The organism is Pseudomonas sp. LBUM1662 (assembly GCF_059695915.1).
On sequence record NZ_CP166793.1, the window covers coordinates 2,924,152 to 2,941,878 of the forward strand.

Here is a 17,727-nt window from a genome sequence, read left to right on the forward strand (position 1 = left end):
GAGGCGGTTGGCGGTGGTAACGTGAGGTTTTTCCAACTGTCAGGAGCACCGTCATGGATTTGGGTATTTCGGGTCGCTGGGCCATCGTCTGCGCCGCCAGCAAGGGCTTGGGATTGGCGTGTGCACGGGCCTTGGCGAAGGAGGGCGTCAACCTGGTGATCAACGCCCGTGGCGACGAAACCTTGCAGGCCGCCGCTACAGAATTGCGCAGCCTGGCGCCAGGCATCGAAGTGCGCACGGTGGCCGGGGACATCAGCACGCCCGCGGTGCGCGAGCAGGTTCTGGCGGCGTGTCCGCAGGTGGACATTCTGATCAACAACGCCGGCGGCCCGCCACCGGGTGACTTCCGTGACTGGCAGCGCGAAGACTGGTTGAAGGCGCTGGATGCCAACATGCTCACGCCCATCGAGCTGATCAAGGCCTGCGTCGATGGCATGACCGAGCGGGGTTTCGGGCGCATCGTCAACATCACCTCTGGCGCGGTGAAGGCGCCGATTGATGTGCTGGGTTTGTCCAACGGCGCACGCAGCGGCCTGACCGGTTTCATCGCCGGGCTCGCACGCCAGTCGCGGCTGGCCGGGCACAACGTGACAATCAACAATCTGCTGCCGGGGCCGTTCGAAACCGAGCGTTTGCACAAGACCCTGAGTGCCGCCGCCGAGGCCAATGGCACCAGCGTTGAGAGCATCGCCGAGCAACGGCGTAAAAATGTACCGGCCCAACGCTTCGGCCAGCCCGATGAATTCGGCGCTTATTGCGCATTCATTTGCAGCGCCCAATCCGGTTTTCTCACCGGGCAAAACCTGTTGCTCGACGGCGGCAGCTACCCGGGGACCTTCTGACTAGTCTGCCGGTTTAGTGTTGATTAAACCGGCCTCTTCGCGGGCAAGCCCGCTCCCACAGGGATCGGCGGCGTATCGAAACTCTATGAACGCTATCGCCCACTGTGGGAGCGGGCTTGCCCGCGAAGAGGCCTTTGAATCCAACAAAAATGTCTCAGGCATTTTTTGGGGATGACCATTGGTGATCCCCCAATCAGATCCCATCATTATTCAGCACTTGTGAGCGTGAATAGAGTGGGGCCGCTTGTTCCACAACAATAAAGAGCGCCCCTCATGAACAATCCGAGTACCGAAACCCTGCGGTTCGCAGCCGCGTCTGCCACCGAGCGTCCCACCAGCGTGCGCTGGCGGATCTTCCTCATCATGTTACTGCTGACCGCCATCAACTACATCGACCGCGCCTCGCTGTCGGTGGCCTTGCCGCTGATTTCCAGTGAATTTCAAATCCCGCCAGCGCTGGAAGGCTTGATGCTCAGCGCGTTTTTCTGGTCCTACGCGTTGATGCAGATTCCCGGCGGCATGCTGCTGGACCGCTTTCAGACCCGGCGCGTCATCGTCATCGCGACCGTTGCCTGGGGCGCCTTCCAGGCCTTGGCTGCCGGTGCGCACAACTGGATCACGCTGCTGATCACGCGCATGGGCCTGGGCATCGCCGAGTCGCCGATCATGCCGGCCGGGGCCAAGCTCAACGGCGCCTGGCTGACCCCCAACGAACGCGGGCGCGGCGCAGTGCTGGTCGATGGCGGCGCACCGTTGGGCAGTGCCTTCGGCGCAATCATCATTGCCGGACTGATCGGCTGGTTCGATTCCTGGCGCATCGCCTTCGTCATCGCCGGCATCGGCACCATGCTCGCCGGTGTGCTGGCCTGGAAATACATCCGCAACCATCCCGGCGAACACCCCGGTGTCAACGCGGCGGAACTGGCGCACATCACCGAGGGCAACCGCACAGTCAGCCAACCCGGCGCGGTGACCAGCATCCCCCTCAAAGAACTGCTGAAGGACCGCTCGGTGCTGGCCATGTTCGCCGGCTACTGCTGCATTCTCAGCGTGTTCTACGGTTTGCTGACCTGGATGCCGAGCTACCTGCACCAGACCCACGGCCTGAACATTTCCAGCATGGGCGGTGCGACGTTCCTGATCTTCATGTGCGGTTTTGTTGGCGAACTGGTGGGTGGTTATCTGGGGGATAAATGGAAAACCAGCGGCGCCTCGCCCAACCTGGTCATGCGCAGCATGTTCAGCGGCTCGGCATTGGTTGCGGCGCTGTGCATGCTGGCGGTGGCTTACACCAATGAGGCGAGCAAGGCTATTGGCTTGCTCTGCGTGGCGATGTTTTTCATTCGCTGGTGCGGCATGTATTGGTGCATTCCCTCGATCCTCGGTGGCACCTCGAAAACCGGTGTGCTGGCCGGCACCATGAATTTCTGCGGCAACATGGCCGGGGTGATCGTGCCGATCCTGATCGGGCTGATTGTGCAGTTCACCGGCTCGTATTTCCTGGTGCTGATCTTCTTCGTGGTCATGGCCATGCTGCTGGCGATATTCTCCAGCCTGATCGATTATCGGGAGCGGGGACTGGCGTGAAATGAGTGGAGGGCAGGTGAGCGTTGATATCGAATGTGTGGTGGTCGGGGCCGGCGTAGTTGGCCTGGCGGTGGCCAGGGCGCTAGCCCAAACCGGGCGCGAAGTGATCCTGATCGAAGCCGGCGAGGGCATTGGCGTGGGCATCAGTTCGCGCAATTCAGAGGTGATCCACGCCGGCATCTATTACCCGAGCGGCAGCCTGAAAGCGCAGTTGTGCGTGGAGGGCAAGCAGCGCCTGTACGCCTTTTGCGATGAGCGCAGCGTTGATTATCAGCGCCTGGGCAAGTTGATCGTGGCCACCGATGAAAGCCAGTGCGCGGCATTGCGGACGTTGCTGGAGCAGGGCCGGCGCAATGGCGTCGATGACTTGCACTGGTTGGACGCCGGGCAGGCGCAGTCGCTTGAACCGGCGCTGTCCTGCGTCGCCGCGCTCTGGTCGCCGTCCACCGGGATTGTCGATTCCCATGCGCTGATGCTGGCGCTTCAGGCAGACGCTGAAGCCTCGGGGACTTCGATTGTTTTCCACACACCGCTGTTGTCCGCCCGTTGCACCGAACAAGGTTTCCAATTGCACATGGGCGGCGCACAACCGATGACCGTGAGTTGTCGCGAGTTGGTCAATTGCGCCGGATTGTCCGCGCCCGAGGTGGCGAGCCGGATCGAAGGCTTGCCGTCGCAGCACGTTCCCGAAGCGCGATTGTGCAAGGGCAGCTATTTCAGTTTCAGCGGACGGGCGCCGTTCCGGCATCTGGTCTATCCGGCACCGGAAAGCGCCGGGCTGGGCGTGCACATGACCCTCGACCTCGGCGGCCAGGCGCGGTTCGGGCCCGACGTGGAATGGGTCGACCATATCCATTACCGCGTCGACCCGCGCCGGGCCGACGGGTTCTATCAGGCGATCCGCCGCTACTGGCCGGCATTGCCCGATGACAGCTTGCAACCCGCCTACAGCGGTATCCGCCCGAAAATCACCGGCCCGACCGAACCGGCTGCGGACTTCATCATCAGCGGCCCGGCCGAGCATGGCGTGCCAGGGCTGGTGAACCTGTTCGGAATCGAGTCTCCGGGCCTGACCAGCTGCCTGGCGCTGGCCGACTGGGTGGTGCAGCGCCTGCCGAAATTCTCGTAGCAGCTACCGAGGTCCGCGGTCGTCTGGTGAATCTAACCTTATGCTTAATCAGTATTTCTCAATGCCAGCAGTGTCTCTTTAAGATCACGTCATAACTCGTTATAACAAGTGATCCGCCATGACCGATAACGTTCTATCCCTCAGCAGCATCCCGCTGCACACGCAACTGCGCGATGTGTTGCGCGCCCGCATCCTCGACGGCGAATACCCGCAAGACAGCCAGATGCCCTCCGAAAGCGAACTCGGCGCGCTGTTCAAAGTCAGCCGCATCACCGTGCGCCAAGCCTTGGGCGATCTGCAAAAGGAAGGGCTGATCTTCAAGATTCACGGCAAGGGCACCTTCGTTGCCAAGCCGAAAACCTTTCAGAACGTCAGCACCTTGCAAGGCCTGGCCGAGTCCATGACCGGTCGCGGCTACGAGGTGATCAACCGCCTGCGCAGCTTCAAATTCATCGCTGCCGACAAGCTCGTTGCCGAGCGTTTGCAGGTCGCCGAAGGCGAGACCGTGGCGCAGATCAAACGCGTGCGGCTGATCAACCGCGAGCCGATCTCGCTGGAAATCACCTACTTGCCCCAAGCCATCGGCGAACGGTTGGAGAAGGCTGACCTGGTCACCCGCGACATCTTCCTGATCCTCGAAAACGACTGCGGTTTGGCGCTTGGTCATGCCGACCTGGCCATCGATGCGGTGCTGGCCGACAGCGACCTGACCCAGGCGCTGAATGTCGAGGCCGGTTCGCCGATCATGCGTATCGAGCGTCTGACCCACGATGCCGCAGGCCTTCCCGTGGACTTCGAACATCTTTACTACCGCGGCGATGCCTTCCAGTACCGCTTGCGGATCGACCGGCAAAAAGGGGATCAGGCATGAGTAGAAATACCCTTGAACAGGAATACGACATCGTCGTGATCGGCGGCGGCACGGCGGGGCCAATGGCGGCGATCAAGGCCAAGGAACGCAACCGCGATCTGCGGGTTTTGCTGATCGACAAGGCCAACGTCAAACGCAGCGGCGCGATCAGCATGGGTATGGACGGCCTGAACAACGCGATCATTCCCGGCCACTCGACACCGGAGCAGTACACCAAGGAAATCACCATTGCCAATGACGGCATCGTCAACCAGGCGGCGGTCTACGCCTACGCGACCCACAGCTTCGAAACCCTCTCACAACTGGACCGCTGGGGCGTGAAGTTCGAGAAGGACGAGACCGGCGATTACGCAGTGAAAAAGGTCCACCACATGGGCGCCTATGTGCTGCCGATGCCGGAAGGGCACGACATCAAGAAAGTCCTGTACCGCCAGTTGAAACGGGCGCGGGTCAGCATTACCAATCGCGTCGTTTGCACGCGCTTGCTGACGGACGAAGAGGGCACGGTCAACGGTCTGATGGGCTTCGACTGCCGCACTGCCGATTTCCATGTGATCAAGGCCAAAGCGGTGATCCTCGCCTGTGGTGCCGCCGGACGTCTGGGCCTGCCATCCTCCGGTTACCTGATGGGCACCTACGAAAACCCGACCAACGCCGGCGACGGCTATGCGATGGCGTATCACGCCGGGGCTGAACTGGCGAACCTCGAATGCTTCCAGATCAACCCGTTGATCAAGGACTACAACGGCCCGGCCTGCGCATACGTCACCGGCCCGTTGGGCGGCTACACCGCCAACAACAAGGGCGAGCGCTTCATCGAGTGCGACTACTGGAGCGGGCAGATGATGTGGGAGTTCCACCAGGAACTCGAAAGCGGCAACGGCCCGGTGTTCCTCAAGCTCGATCACCTGGCCGAGGAAACCATCCAGAACATCGAAGAGATCCTGCACAGCAACGAACGGCCGAGTCGCGGCCAGTTCCACGCCAATCGCGGCACCGATTACCGCACGCAGATGGTCGAGATGCACATCTCTGAAATCGGCTTTTGCAGCGGGCATTCGGCGTCCGGCGTGTGGGTCAACGAAAAGGCCGAGACGTCGGTCAAGGGTTTGTACTCGGCGGGTGACATGGCCGCTGTGCCGCACAACTACATGCTCGGCGCGTTCACCTACGGCTGGTTTGCCGGCACCAACGCGGCGGATTTTGTCGCCGGTCGTGAGTTTTCAGCGGTTGATGCCCGGCAGATCGAAACGGAAAAAGCCCGGGTCTACGCGCCACTGGATCGCGAACACGGTCTGCCACCAGCACAAGTGGAATACAAGCTGCGGCGTTTTGTGAACGACTACCTGCAACCGCCGAAAGTGACCAAGAAGATGCAAATCGGCCTGCAACGTTTCAGCGATATCCAGCGCGACCTCGATCAGATCAAGGCCCACAACGCCCACGAACTGATGCGTGCCATGGAAGTCAGCATGATCCGCGACTGCGCCGAAATGGCCGCCCGCGCATCCTTGTTCCGCGCCGAAAGTCGCTGGGGGCTTTACCACTATCGGGTCGACCACCCGCAACGCAACGACAGCGACTGGTTCTGCCATTGCCACCTGAAGAAGGGTGACGACGGCCAGATGACCAGTTTCAAGAAAGCCGTCGAGCCTTACATCATCCCGCTCGATGCCGAAGAAATGCAGGCCTACGACCGGCTGCGGGTCGGCGCGTTTGCGGCCTGAGTATTACAAAAGAGAGAACCGTGAAATGGCCTACCAACCCCAGGAAATCTTCTTCCGCTCCAACGCGCCGGTCACGGTCGACGAGGACCTTTGCATCGCCCACAAAGGCTGCACCGTGTGCGTCGACGTCTGCCCGATGGACCTGCTGGCCATCAACCCGGCTACGCAGAAAGCCTACATGGCCTTCGACGAATGCTGGTACTGCATGCCGTGCGAAAAGGACTGCCCGACTGGTGCCGTGAAAGTCGAAATCCCTTATTTATTGCGCTGACTGACAGGACGCCTTCGCGAGCAAGCCCGCTCCCACAGGGGATCGAGGCCAAGCGGAGATCTTGCGTACACCCGGTAATCTGTGGGAGCGGGCTTGCTCGCGAAGAGGCCAGCCCAGACAACATAAAACGCTACCCGGCCACCCCCGGACGCTTGCTTCAAAACACCCCTCGTTTCCCACCACGCCCTGATCGTGGCGGAGACGAACATCCTATAAATGATTCGAGGGGATTCACCCATGTCTTTGCCAACATCGCTGCGCGCAGCATTTGCCGGTCTGGTACTGGCTTCGTTTACCTTATCGGCCTCCGCCGAAACCATCCGCATTGCCATCGGCACCCAGGACACCACGATCAACTGCGCCGCTGGCGGCCTGTTGATTCGCGAGCTTGGCCTGCTGGACAAATACCTGCCCCACGACGGCCAGTACAAGGACGCCCAATACGACGTCGAGTGGAAGAACTTCACCAGCGGCGCGCCTCTGACCAACGAGATGGTTGCCGGCAAACTCGACTTCGGCGCCATGGCCGATTTCCCGGGTTCGTTCAACGGGGTGGCGTTCGAAACCGCCGGCAAGCACAGCCTGTTCATCAGCGTGCTGTCGGGCAGTATCAAAGGCAGCGGCAATGGCATCGTGGTGCCGAGTGCTTCGGGTGTGCAGTCTTTGGCGGAGTTGAAGGGCAAGACCATTTCCGTGCCATTCGCATCCACCGCCCATGGCATGTTGCTGCGCGCCGTGGCCGCTCAAGGTTGGGATCCGCTCAAAGACGTCAACATCATCGCCCAGCCGCCGGAAGTCGCAGGCTCGGCATTACAGGCCGGGAAAATCGACGCCCACGCTGACTTCGTGCCGTTCGCCGAACTGTTCCCGAGCCGTGGTTTTGCTCGCAAGGTCTATGACGGTTCTCAAGCCAATACGCCAACCTTCCACGGCGCGCTGGTGGATCAGGCCTACGCGAAAAAGTACCCGGAAATCGTCGTCGCTTACCTGCGCGCCAGCATCGAAGCCAATCAATTGCTGGCGGCTGAACCGGAGAAGTACAGCGAGCTGATCGCCAAGGTCACCGGCGTCGATGCCGAGGTCAATTACCTGTTCCACGGCCCGCTCGGCGTGCAAACCCGCGACCTGAGTTGGAAGCCGGAATACCGTAAGGCCGTGGGCACCGCCATCGATACCCTCAAGCTGTTGAAGAAGGCGGATCGTGGGCTCGATCTCAATACCTTCATCGATGACCAATACATCCGCGCCGCGTTCAAGGCGTCGAACCTGGACTACACCGCGCAATTGGCCAACTACGGGCAGACGCCGCTCAAAGGCGTGGATGCGGCGAGCGGCAAAGCCATCACCGACTTCAGCCATGTGGCGGAGATCTGGGTGCGTGGCGAGCCGAAAGTCCGGCAATACGCTTCGGCAGAGTCGGCGTTCAGCGCATTGGCCAGTTTGAAATCCGAAGGTAAAAACATCCGAGCGGTATATGCCCAGGCGAGTGACAGCGGGATCAAATTGCTGGCAGATCAGGCGTGGTTTGCCAGTGACGCCAAGGGTCGCCTCAGTGCATTCCTGCTCAAAGGCCAGGCCCAACAATTCGCCACGGCCCAGGGCGGCAAAGTCCTCGACTTCACCGACGCCACCACCCAGGCCGTTGCCACCCGCTAAACCCCACAATCCCACTGTAGGAGCTGTCGAGTGAAACGAGGCTGCGATCTTTTGATCTTGTCTTTAAAAGTCAAAAGATCGCAGCCTCGTTTCACTCGACAGCTCCTACAGGGGGGGTGGTTGTCATCTGGAGATGTGTATGTCTGGATCATATTTACGCTGGATTCCAAGAGCCGCCTCATTGCTGCTCTGCCTGCTGTTCTGGCAACTCGCCGCCAGCCATCACTGGAACCTCGGCCTGGTCACCTTCGCCAATGTTCCAACGCCACTGTCAGTGATTCAGGCTGCCCTGGGCCTCGGCGATTCCGGCAAACTCGCCCAGCACCTGAGCAGCAGCCTCAGCCGGGTCTTCGCCGGTTACCTCGCGGCGCTGGTCATCGGCATCGCTTTGGGCCTGGCCATCGGCCGCTCGAAATGGGCCGAGGACTTGTTGCTGCCACCCTTGGAAGTCCTGCGCCCAATCCCCGCCGTCGCCTGGATCCCCCTGGCCATCCTGATGTTCCCATCCTCGGAACTGTCGATGGTCTTCATCACCTTCACCGGCGCGCTGTTCCCGATCCTGCTCAACACCGTGCACGGCGTCGAAGGCGTCGACCCAAGGCTGATCGCCTCGGCCAAAAGCCTCGGGGCAGGGCACCGGGCGATTCTGCTGGAAGTAATCCTGCCGGGCGCCGCGCCGAGCATCATCACCGGCCTGGCCATCGGCATGGGCACCTCGTGGTTCTGCCTGGTCACCGCGGAAATGATCTCCGGTCAGTTCGGCATCGGCTATTACACCTGGGAGTCCTACACCATCCAGAACTACGCCGACATCGTCGTCGGCATGTTGCTGATCGGCGTACTCGGGATGGGCAGCAGCCTGCTGATCAAACGTCTGGGCGGGCTGTTCACGCCGTGGCACCGACCACGAGGAAAAGCCTGATGAGCGTGATGCAAACCCCTGAAGGGCGGATCGACATCCGCCAATTGTCCATCGTCCTCGGCGAAGACCAGCACGCCTTCGAAGCCGTACAAGGCCTCGACTGCCAGATCGAGCCGGGACAATTCGTCTGCATTCTCGGGCCGTCCGGTTGCGGCAAATCGACCTTGCTCGGCGCATTGGCCGGGCATCTGCAGTCCTATACCGGAACACTGAAAGTCGACGGCGCGCAGGTATCAGGTCCATCACCCCAGCGCGGTATGGTCTTCCAGCACCACACCTTGTTTCCATGGCGCACCGTGCGCGACAACGTGGCTTTCGGCCTGAAAATGCGCGGCATCGGCAAAACCGAACGCCACAAAGCGGCTGATGAAATCCTTGCGCTGGTAGGCCTGGACGGCTTCGCAGACCGCTGGCCCGACCAGCTCTCCGGCGGCATGCAGCAGCGGGTGGAGATCGCCCGGGTGCTGATCAATCGTCCGCGTCTGTTGCTGATGGACGAACCCTTCGGCGCCCTCGACGCGCTGACCCGGCTGAACATGCAGGAACTGCTGCTGGACATCTGGACGCGAATTCGCACCACCGTGGTGTTCGTCACCCATGACATCGATGAAGCGCTGTTCCTCGCCGATCGCCTGCTGGTCATGAGCTCGCGTCCCGGTCGCATCATTGAAGACCTGCGCCTCGACTTCCCCCGGCCACGCACCACCGAACTGGTGACCAGCCATGAGTTCTCCCGCTTGAAACGCCATTGCCTCGAATTACTGCGTCACGAAGACGGTCGGCAGCTGCCGCGCCTGAACCCTCTCGGACTGCCTCCTGAAAACAAACTGCCGCGATTTGCCCTATGACCTCTCTATTCGATGTAACCGACAACGACGACATTCTTGCCCTGCAACCGCGCCTCACGGATGAAGATCCCGGCGTGCGCAGAATTGCCTTGATCGAACTGGCCGACCTCGAAGAACCGGACGGTTTGATGTGGCTGGTCAATCGCCTGGCTGAGGACCCGACCGAAGAGGTCCGCGCCGAGGCCGCGCGCTTGCTTGAAGCCTGGGAGGACGAGCCGGTGGTCGAAGCGTTATGCCAGGCCCTGACCGATCCCTCTTCGGCGGTGCAGGCCGCGGCTGCGCAAAGTCTCAGCCTGCTCAAGAGCGAGGCGGCGGGCAGGGTGATTCTGCCGTGGACCGGGCATACCGACATCAGCGTGCGTATCGCCGCGTTCAGGGCGTTGCGGGAGTTGCGCTTTCCCGATGCCGCTGCCGCCGCCATCGTTGCCTTGAACGATAAAGACGCCGGCGTTCGTCGCGAAGCGGTCGGCGTGCTTGGCTGGCTCAAACAGCTCGATGCCTTGCCGGCCCTGGCAAAATTGGCCAGCGACGACCCGGACACCGAAGTCCGCCGCGCCGCCACCGGCGCCCTCGGCCTGGCCTCCGATGCGCAAGTGTTGCCGGCCCTGCGCCAGGCCTTGCAGGACCAAGCCTGGCAAGTGCGCGAAGAAGCCGCGACGACGTTGGGCAAGGTCGGCCACATAGACGCCGGTGCCGCCCTGGTCGACGCCCTGAGCGACGCTTACTGGCAAGTCCGCCTGCGCGCCACCCGCAGCCTCGGCCGTTTGCGTTACGTCCCGGCCCTCGACGCGCTGATCGAAACCCTCGGCCATCGCATCAGCAACCTGCGCAAGGAAGCCGCGCTGGCCCTCGGCGAACTGAACGATAAAGGCGCCATCGCCCCCTTGCAGGCCGCCCAGGACGACGGCGACCCTGAAGTGCGCAAAGCCGTGCGCATCGCCTTGAGTCAGCTGCAATGAACCCTTTGGCGATTGGTAATTCCCAAGGCAAACAACAGCTGCGATTGAACTGGCCGGATGGTCGTGAGCAGCTGCTGGATCATGCCAAGTTGCGCCGACAGTGCCCGTGTTCGCAATGTCGTGCATTTCGGTTGCAGGGGCTGACGGTGAAAGTCGACGCGCGCATCCGCGTGATCGAACTCAACCAACAGGGCTATGGCCTGCAACTGATCTTCAGCGACGGCCACGACCGCGGAATCTACCCGTGGCCCTACCTCGCGGACCTGACCTGATCCTCCCTCTCTGACTTGACCCGAACTCTGTAGGAGCTGTCGAGTGAAACCAGGATCAAAAGATCGCAGCCTCGTTTCACTCGACAGCTCCTACAAAGAACCGGTCTGGTCGGAGAATGACGTGTGTATCGCGAGCATAGTGGCGAGTGTCAGCCAACCTTCCTGACCGCCCTCGCTCCCTGTAGGAGCTGTCGAGTGCAACGAGGCTGCGATCTTTTGACTTTGCTTTTTAATAACCAGGATCAAAAGATCGCAGCCTCGTTGCACTCGACAGCTCCTACAAGGATCAGGTCTGGTCGGAGAGGGACGTGTGTATCGCGAGCATAGTGGCGAGTGTCAGCAAACCTTTCTGACCGACTTCGCTCCCTGTAGGAGCTGTCGAGTGAAACGAGGCTGCGATCTTTTGACTTTGTTTTTTAAAAATCAGGATCAAAAGATCGCAGCCTCGTTGCACTCGACAGCTCCTACAAGGATCAGGTCTGGCCGGAGAAGGACGTGTGTATCGCGAGCATAGTGGCGAGTGTCAGCAAACCTTCCTGACCGCCCTCGCTCCCTGTAGGAGCTGTCGAGTGAAACGAGGCTGCGATCATTTGACTTTGCTTTCTTTGAAAATCAGGATCAAAAGATCGCAGCCTCGTTTCACTCGACAGCTCCTACAAAGAACCGGTCTGGCCGGAGAAGGGCGTGTGTATCGCGAGCATAGTGGCAAGTGTCAGCCAACCTTTCTGACCGCCCTCGCTCCCTGTAGGAGCTGTCGAGTGCAACGAGGCTGCGATCTTTTGACTTTGCTTTTTAATAACCAGGATCAAAAGATCGCAGCCTCGTTTCACTCGACAGCTCCTACAAGGATCAGGTCTGGCCGGAGAAGGGCGTGTGTATCGCGAGCATAGTGGCGAGTGTCAGCAAACCCATCTGACCGCCCTCGCTCCCTGTAGGAGCTGTCGAGTGCAACGAGGCTGCGATCTTTTGACTTTGCTTTTTAAAAACCAGGATCAAAAGATCGCAGCCTCGTTGCACTCGACAGCTCCTACAAGGAACCGGTCTGGCCGGAGAGGGACGTGTGTATCGCGAGCATAGTGGCGAGTGTCAGCAAACCCATCTGACCGCCCTCGCTCCCTGTAGGAGCTGTCGAGTGCAACGAGGCTGCGATCTTTTGACTTTGTTTTTTGAATATCAAGATCAAAAGATCGCAGCCTCGTTGCACTCGACAGCTCCTACAAGGAACCGGTCTGGCCGGAGAAGGGCGTGTGTATCGCGAGCATAGTGGCGAGTGTCAGCCAACCTATCTGACCGCCTCGCTCCCTGTAGGAGCTGTCGAGTGCAACGAGGCTGCGATCTTTTGACTTTGTTTTTTAATAACCAGGATCAAAAGATCGCAGCCTCGTTTCACTCGACAGCTCCTACAAGGATCAGGTCTGGCCGGAGAGGGACGTGTGTATCGCGAGCATAGTGGCGAGTGTCAGCCAACTTTTCTGACAACCTCGCCCCCTGTAGGAGCTGTCGAGTGCAACGAGGCTGCGATCTTTTGACTTTATTTTTTAATAATCAGGATCAAAAGATCGCAGCCTCGTTGCACTCGACAGTTCCTACAGGGGGCGGTGGGGGTTAGAAGGATTTGCTGATGCTGGCCACGACGGTCGCGGTGCAGACATCTCCATAACCCCAATTACTGATGCACTGGCTTTTCGACAGGTCAGTGTCGATGTAACTCAAGCCCAGCATCACACCGGCCAGTTCGTGGGACAGTTTGACTTCCCATTCGCGGTACGAGTCTTCGGCTTCGCCCGACATCGTGTACAGGTGCGGGTCCTTGAAATCCATGTTGCCGTAGCGCAGTTTCAGGCCTGTGTCGTAAGGCAACTCGGTTTCATAACCAACGTAGCTGTAGAGCGAGCTCTGCTTGCTGTCGATGCCCGGCGCATCGGCGGAGTAATAGGCCGCCAGCTTCACGCCATAAGCGCTGAGGATTGCGTAGGTCTCGCCCTGGTTGAACTGACTTTCCTTGGGGTAAGCGTATTTGAGATAGCCGAGGTCCAGGCTGACGGCATCGGTCATTTGCCAGAGCCAACCGGCGTAGTAATCGACTTCCTGTCGGGTCTTCAAACCGCCACCGAAATCGACGTTTGAACTCCATGCGCCGAGGTAAAGGCCGCTGCTGTGCGCCAGGGTCAAACCGGCCTGCACCGCAGGGTCATTCTGGGTTTGCGAAATGCCACGGGTGCGGTAGTCGCTGGCCAGAGTCAGGTCGACCAGCAGGGCGAAATCGTCATTCAAGGGCAACGCCTGGCTGCTCAAGGGCAGCAGGCTCAAGGAACCGAGGGCGAACAGGGTGAAAGCTTTCATGGGGAGCGTCCCGTTATTGTGATTGTTATGGGCAGATTTTTTACGGCAAGGCTGCGCCGAACCCCGGCGACGAACGCGGGGCAGGGCAGCGGGTGAAGCTGATTTTTCTTAGAGAGTCGGTGCGTAAACTTCGCGACCAGCGAACCAGGTTTGCAGCACCTGAGTGTCGTGCAGGGCTTTGTTGTCGACGCTGAACACGTCACGGTCCAGCACGATGAAATCGGCTTGCTTGCCGGGGCTCAACGAGCCGATTTGCTTCTCCAGCCCGATGGTGCGCGCAGCGTTCAGGGTGTAGGCATAGAACATCGTTTCGCGATCGATGCGCTCATCGGCATTCAACACCCCCAGCGGACCTTCCCGGGTGATCGCCTGGGCCATGGCGTTCCACGGATTCGGTGAAGACACCGCCCAGTCACTGGCACCGGCGATGGTCGCGCCCTGTTTGAGCAGCGAGTGCGCCGGGTATTGGTAACGGAAGGCCTGCGCGCTGACATACGGCTTGATCATGTCCAGGGTGTATTCGTCGGCGCTGGCCCACAGCAGTTGCATCGAGGCGATGACGTTGAGCGGCTTGAACCGTGCGAACTCTTTCGGGTTGACCATTTGCAGGTGAGTGATCGAGTGGGTCACGCCGCTCTGGCGATCCTTGCGCGCCTGGGCGATGCCGTTCAGAGATTCACGCACCGCGCGGTCGCCGATGGCGTGGATGTGCACCAGCCAGCCGCGCTGATCGATGGCGCTGACCAATTCTCCGAAGTGCTTCGGATCGATCAGCAGTTCGCCCTGTTTGTGCGAGTTGCTATACGGATCGATCATCGCCGCGCTCTGCGCCGGGTATTCGATCACGCCGTCGGCGAAGATCTTGATCCCGGGCAAGGTCAGGTTCGGGATGCCCTGGAATTGCTGACGGACCTTGTCCAGAGTGTCGAGATCGGCCGGCACGCTTTTCGGGTTGGCCACCAGCAGCGCGGCGACGTGGGCGCTCATGCCGCCGCTTTCGGCCAGCGCTTTGTACACCGGCAGCACGCCGACGGTCTTCTCCGTGGGTTTGAGCGCGAACACCGGCTCGCCGGGCGCGGCGTTGGCGGCGGGGTCCATCCAGGCGGTGATGCCCAGGCTGTTGTTGTAACGCACGGCGGATTGCGCGGCTTTCAACATGTCGGCGGGGCTCGGCACCGGCATCTTCGAGGCGACGCGATCCCAGCCGGCGTCCACCAGGAAACCGTTGGGGCTGCCATCGGCGAGTTTGCCGATGGTGTCTTTCTCGGCGTCCGGCAATGACTTGAGCATCGCGGCATCAATCCCGGCGCGTTCGAGCATCACGTTGTTGGCCCACGCGGTGTGGTGATCGCTGCCGGTGAACACCACGGGCACCTTGGCCCATTCGCCACTGTTGAATTTCTTGCCGAAGGCTTCGGCCTGAGCCCAATAAGTCGAACTCATGCCGGCCACGCTCAGCACATCGCCATGCTTCGCCTTGCCGTCATCGCGCCAGGCTTTCAGGCGTTTTTCCAGTTCGTCGAGGTCGACCACCTCGTCTTCCATATTGGCCGAGACCATTTCCAGGCCGCCAAAAACCGCATGGGAATGGCTGTCGATCAGGCCGGGCATCAGGGCCTTTCCGCCGAGATCGACGACTTGGGTGCCCGACGCGATCAGGGCCTTGATCTGCGCATCGCTGCCTACTTGCAGCACTTTGCCGTCCTGTACCGCCAACGCCTGCACCTTCGGTTGGGTGCGGTCGGCGGTGAAAATCTTGCCATTGATCAGCACCAGATCGGCGGCGGCCATGGCTTCCATCGAGGCAAAACTGACTGCGACCATCAATAGATTCGGAATGAATCTTTTCATTGAATGTTTCCTTGTTATTGCGTCTGATGGCCAGATTAGTGGCTTGTCACGGCCAGCAGAACGCCTCGCTCACGAAAAACGTTTTTGCCTGAATGGAAAAAGAATGGACAAGTTGGGTGCATTGAAAATGTTCGTGGTCACGGCGCAACTGGGCAGTTTCAGCCGCGCCGCCGAGCAATTGGGCAAGACCCCGTCGGCCCTGACCAAAGCGGTCAACCACTTGGAGGCGGAGCTCGGCGCCCGGTTGTTCGAGCGCAGCACCCGGCGGATTTTGCTGACCGAATCGGGGCGTCTTTATCTGGAAACCGCGCGCCAGGTGTTGCAGAGGCTGGAGGAGGCCGGCGAGGAAATCGAACAGTTGCAGCATGGCCTGCGCGGCAACCTGAAAATCACCGCGCCGCTGGCGTACGGGCAGGCTTTTCTGGATCAGGTGTGCGGCGGTTTTCTGGAGCAATACCCGCAGATCAACCTGCAAGTGGATTTGTGCGACGAGTTCGTCAATCTGCTGGAAAGCGGCTACGACCTGGCCTTGCGCGAGGGCCATGACGATTTGCCGGGGCTGATTGCTCGCGTCGTCGGCAGCAATCGTCTGGCCTTGTGCGCCAGCCCTGACTATCTGGCGCGCAAGGGGTTGCCGGTCACGCCGGACACCCTCGATGACCACGAATGGCTGCTCTACCGTCATCCGCTGCTCAGCCGCGAATTCTGGTGGGCCGAGCGCGACGGGCAGCGCTTGAGCCTGCCCCAACCGCAGTCACCACGGTTGCGCAGCGACAATTACGACCTGTTGCTGGCCAACGCACTGGCCGGGCGCGGCGTGTTGCACACGCCGCTATGGAGCGCCGCGCCGTACATCGCCGACGGGCGGCTGGTGCGGGTGATGGCCGATTACGACATCGATCCGGACAGCTTTGGCTCACACATCCTGGCGGTGTACCCCAGTCATCGGCGGGCCACCGCGAAAGTGCTGGCCTTCATCGATTACATCGCAGGTTTCCTGGCGTCCCGCGGGTTGAATGACGACGTGGTTCCCCTGTAGGAGCTGTCGAGTAAAACGAGGCTGCGATCTTTTGATCTTGATCTTTTTAAAAGCAAGATCAAAAGATCGCAGCCTCGTTCTACTCGACAGCTCCTACATAGCTCCTACATAGCTCCTACATAGCTTCTGCATGTCGTCTGCAAGTCCTTGCCAGGAAAATGCCGAAAGAGTACAAATGTACTCCATGACGACTTTAACTCCCCGCCGTACCGCCATCCTGACTTTTATCCGCGATCGAATCGCGGAGCACGGTCAGTCCCCGAGCCTCGCTGAAATCAGCGAGGCGTTTGGTTTTGCCTCTCGCAGCGTGGCGCGCAAGCACGTGCTGGCGCTGACCGAAGCCGGATTTATCGAGGTCAACCCGCATCAGGCCCGAGGCATTCGTTTGCTCGGGCAACCGGCGCGGCCCGAGTTGCTGGACATTCCGGTGCTCGGCCGGGTCGCGGCGGGTGCGCCGATCGGTGCCGATGCCGAGGTGCACAGCCGCTTGCTGCTCGATCCGTCGATCTTCTCGCGGGTGCCGGACTACATGCTGCGGGTTCAGGGTGATTCGATGATCGAGGACGGCATTCTCGACGGTGACCTGGTGGGCGTACACCGCAATCCCGAGGCGTTCAACGGCCAGATCGTCGTGGCGCGGCTCGACGGCGAAGTCACCATCAAGCGTTTCGAACGGATCGGCGACGTTGTCCGGTTGCTGCCACGCAACCCGGCCTATCAGCCGATCATCGTCGAGGCCACTCAGGACCTGGCCATCGAAGGGGTGTTCTGCGGTCTGGTGAGGCAAGGGTGATGGGCGCCGTCGTTGCGCTGGATACGCTGTTCAATGGCGGCCAGGTCTGGAAGGGCCGGCCTGCGCCACCGGCGGTCAGCCCGCAACCCACCGGGCATGCCGCGCTGGACGCGGCGTTGCCCACCGGCGGTTGGCCGGAAGCGGCCCTGACTGAAATCCTCCTGGCCGGGCAGGGCGTTGGCGAGTTGCAACTGGTGTGGCCGGCGCTGGCGCGGCTGTCGGCGGCGGGCGAGCGCATTGTGCTGGTGGCGCCGCCCTACGTGCCGTATCCCCAAGCCTGGCAGAACGCCGGGGTCGATCTGCGCCAGTTGTCGATCATCCAGGCCAGCGAGCGCGATGCGCTGTGGGCGGCGGAACAATGCCTGCGTTCGGGCAGTTGCGGTGCTGTGCTGTGCTGGCCGCACAAGGCCGATGACCGCGCTTTGCGGCGCTTGCAGGTGGCGGCGGAAACCGGCTCGACCCTGGCGTTCGCCTACCGCTCGATCAATGAAGCCATCAACCCTTCGCCCGCGGCCCTGCGCATCGCCATTGATGCCCGGCCTGCGCAATTGCGCGTACTCAAGTGTCGGGGCGGGTTGGCCCGTTCGGCGCCGATTGCCTTCCCCGTGGGGCATTGA

General features: G+C 60.8%; 16 protein-coding genes. 14 read left to right on the forward strand and 2 right to left on the reverse strand.

Annotation, left to right across the window (positions count from 1 at the left end):
- The first annotated feature begins 53 nt into the window (after positions 1-53).
- From ACA049_RS13275 to ACA049_RS13325, 11 genes are all read left to right on the forward strand, one after another.
- A complete protein-coding gene (locus tag ACA049_RS13275) occupies positions 54-842 on the forward strand; it encodes an SDR family oxidoreductase (protein WP_497336101.1) in 789 nt (262 codons plus the stop codon).
- A gap of 273 nt (positions 843-1,115) precedes the next feature.
- Positions 1,116-2,429, forward strand: coding sequence for an MFS transporter (locus ACA049_RS13280; RefSeq protein WP_497336103.1), 1,314 nt, complete (start codon positions 1,116-1,118; stop codon positions 2,427-2,429).
- A 16-nt stretch (positions 2,430-2,445) separates the two neighbouring features.
- Positions 2,446-3,558, forward strand: a complete 1,113-nt coding sequence (locus ACA049_RS13285) for an NAD(P)/FAD-dependent oxidoreductase (RefSeq protein ID WP_497336105.1) — start codon at positions 2,446-2,448, stop codon at positions 3,556-3,558.
- Between the two features lie 118 nt (positions 3,559-3,676).
- Complete coding sequence (locus tag ACA049_RS13290; protein WP_497336107.1) at positions 3,677-4,429, forward strand: GntR family transcriptional regulator; 753 nt, start codon at positions 3,677-3,679, stop codon at positions 4,427-4,429.
- The gene (locus tag ACA049_RS13295; RefSeq protein WP_497336109.1) at positions 4,426-6,156 is read left to right on the forward strand and encodes a fumarate reductase/succinate dehydrogenase flavoprotein subunit; all 1,731 of its coding nucleotides are present in this window, start codon (positions 4,426-4,428) and stop codon (positions 6,154-6,156) included. Before ACA049_RS13290 ends, ACA049_RS13295 begins: the two co-directional genes overlap by 4 nt.
- Positions 6,157-6,181: 25 nt before the next feature.
- Entirely contained in the window at positions 6,182-6,427 is a 246-nt protein-coding gene (locus ACA049_RS13300; RefSeq protein WP_007946457.1) for a 4Fe-4S dicluster domain-containing protein, read from the forward strand.
- A gap of 237 nt (positions 6,428-6,664) precedes the next feature.
- Positions 6,665-8,083 carry an ABC transporter substrate-binding protein gene (locus ACA049_RS13305; RefSeq protein WP_497336111.1) on the forward strand — a complete coding sequence of 473 codons (1,419 nt, stop codon included), beginning with the start codon at positions 6,665-6,667 and terminating at the stop codon, positions 8,081-8,083.
- A 139-nt stretch (positions 8,084-8,222) separates the two neighbouring features.
- Positions 8,223-9,005 (forward strand): ABC transporter permease, encoded by a 783-nt coding sequence (locus tag ACA049_RS13310; protein WP_497336113.1) that lies wholly within the window; start codon positions 8,223-8,225, stop codon positions 9,003-9,005.
- Positions 9,005-9,853: an ABC transporter ATP-binding protein gene (locus ACA049_RS13315; protein WP_497336115.1), complete on the forward strand. Its 849-nt coding sequence runs from the start codon at positions 9,005-9,007 to the stop codon at positions 9,851-9,853. The genes ACA049_RS13310 and ACA049_RS13315 overlap by 1 nt, the downstream gene beginning before the upstream one ends.
- The gene (locus ACA049_RS13320; RefSeq protein WP_497336117.1) at positions 9,850-10,812 is read left to right on the forward strand and encodes a HEAT repeat domain-containing protein; all 963 of its coding nucleotides are present in this window, start codon (positions 9,850-9,852) and stop codon (positions 10,810-10,812) included. The genes ACA049_RS13315 and ACA049_RS13320 overlap by 4 nt, the downstream gene beginning before the upstream one ends.
- Entirely contained in the window at positions 10,809-11,084 is a 276-nt protein-coding gene (locus ACA049_RS13325) for a DUF971 domain-containing protein (protein ID WP_497336119.1), read from the forward strand. Before ACA049_RS13320 ends, ACA049_RS13325 begins: the two co-directional genes overlap by 4 nt.
- A gap of 1,605 nt (positions 11,085-12,689) precedes the next feature.
- Here ACA049_RS13325 and ACA049_RS13330 read toward each other — a convergent pair.
- Complete coding sequence (locus ACA049_RS13330; protein WP_497336121.1) at positions 12,690-13,427, reverse strand: TorF family putative porin; 738 nt, start codon at positions 13,425-13,427, stop codon at positions 12,690-12,692.
- Positions 13,428-13,535: 108 nt separating this feature from the next.
- Positions 13,536-15,278, reverse strand: a complete 1,743-nt coding sequence (locus ACA049_RS13335; RefSeq protein WP_497336123.1) for an amidohydrolase — start codon at positions 15,276-15,278, stop codon at positions 13,536-13,538.
- Positions 15,279-15,381: 103 nt separating this feature from the next.
- Between ACA049_RS13335 and ACA049_RS13340 the strand changes: the two genes are divergently transcribed.
- The 3 genes from ACA049_RS13340 to imuA all read left to right on the forward strand — a co-directional run bounded on the left by ACA049_RS13340 (position 15,382) and on the right by imuA (position 17,727).
- Positions 15,382-16,317, forward strand: coding sequence for a LysR family transcriptional regulator (locus ACA049_RS13340; protein ID WP_497336125.1), 936 nt, complete (start codon positions 15,382-15,384; stop codon positions 16,315-16,317).
- Between the two features lie 175 nt (positions 16,318-16,492).
- On the forward strand, positions 16,493-17,110 hold the full coding sequence (gene lexA, locus ACA049_RS13345) for a transcriptional repressor LexA (RefSeq protein WP_497336127.1): 618 nt from the start codon (positions 16,493-16,495) through the stop codon (positions 17,108-17,110).
- A complete protein-coding gene (gene imuA / locus ACA049_RS13350) occupies positions 17,110-17,727 on the forward strand; it encodes a translesion DNA synthesis-associated protein ImuA (protein ID WP_033061610.1) in 618 nt (205 codons plus the stop codon). Before lexA ends, imuA begins: the two co-directional genes overlap by 1 nt.

Coding starts and splice junctions, on each gene's coding strand:
- ACA049_RS13275 (WP_497336101.1), top strand. CDS start 54: ATGGATTTGGGTATTTCGGGTCGCTGGGCCATCGTCTGCGCCGCCAGC.
- ACA049_RS13280 (WP_497336103.1), top strand. CDS start 1,116: ATGAACAATCCGAGTACCGAAACCCTGCGGTTCGCAGCCGCGTCTGCC.
- ACA049_RS13290 (WP_497336107.1), top strand. CDS start 3,677: ATGACCGATAACGTTCTATCCCTCAGCAGCATCCCGCTGCACACGCAA.
- ACA049_RS13295 (WP_497336109.1), top strand. CDS start 4,426: ATGAGTAGAAATACCCTTGAACAGGAATACGACATCGTCGTGATCGGC.
- ACA049_RS13300 (WP_007946457.1), top strand. CDS start 6,182: ATGGCCTACCAACCCCAGGAAATCTTCTTCCGCTCCAACGCGCCGGTC.
- ACA049_RS13305 (WP_497336111.1), top strand. CDS start 6,665: ATGTCTTTGCCAACATCGCTGCGCGCAGCATTTGCCGGTCTGGTACTG.
- ACA049_RS13310 (WP_497336113.1), top strand. CDS start 8,223: ATGTCTGGATCATATTTACGCTGGATTCCAAGAGCCGCCTCATTGCTG.
- ACA049_RS13315 (WP_497336115.1), top strand. CDS start 9,005: ATGAGCGTGATGCAAACCCCTGAAGGGCGGATCGACATCCGCCAATTG.
- ACA049_RS13320 (WP_497336117.1), top strand. CDS start 9,850: ATGACCTCTCTATTCGATGTAACCGACAACGACGACATTCTTGCCCTG.
- ACA049_RS13325 (WP_497336119.1), top strand. CDS start 10,809: ATGAACCCTTTGGCGATTGGTAATTCCCAAGGCAAACAACAGCTGCGA.
- ACA049_RS13330 (WP_497336121.1), bottom strand. CDS start 13,427: ATGAAAGCTTTCACCCTGTTCGCCCTCGGTTCCTTGAGCCTGCTGCCC.
- ACA049_RS13335 (WP_497336123.1), bottom strand. CDS start 15,278: ATGAAAAGATTCATTCCGAATCTATTGATGGTCGCAGTCAGTTTTGCC.
- ACA049_RS13340 (WP_497336125.1), top strand. CDS start 15,382: ATGGACAAGTTGGGTGCATTGAAAATGTTCGTGGTCACGGCGCAACTG.
- lexA (WP_497336127.1), top strand. CDS start 16,493: ATGTACTCCATGACGACTTTAACTCCCCGCCGTACCGCCATCCTGACT.
- imuA (WP_033061610.1), top strand. CDS start 17,110: ATGGGCGCCGTCGTTGCGCTGGATACGCTGTTCAATGGCGGCCAGGTC.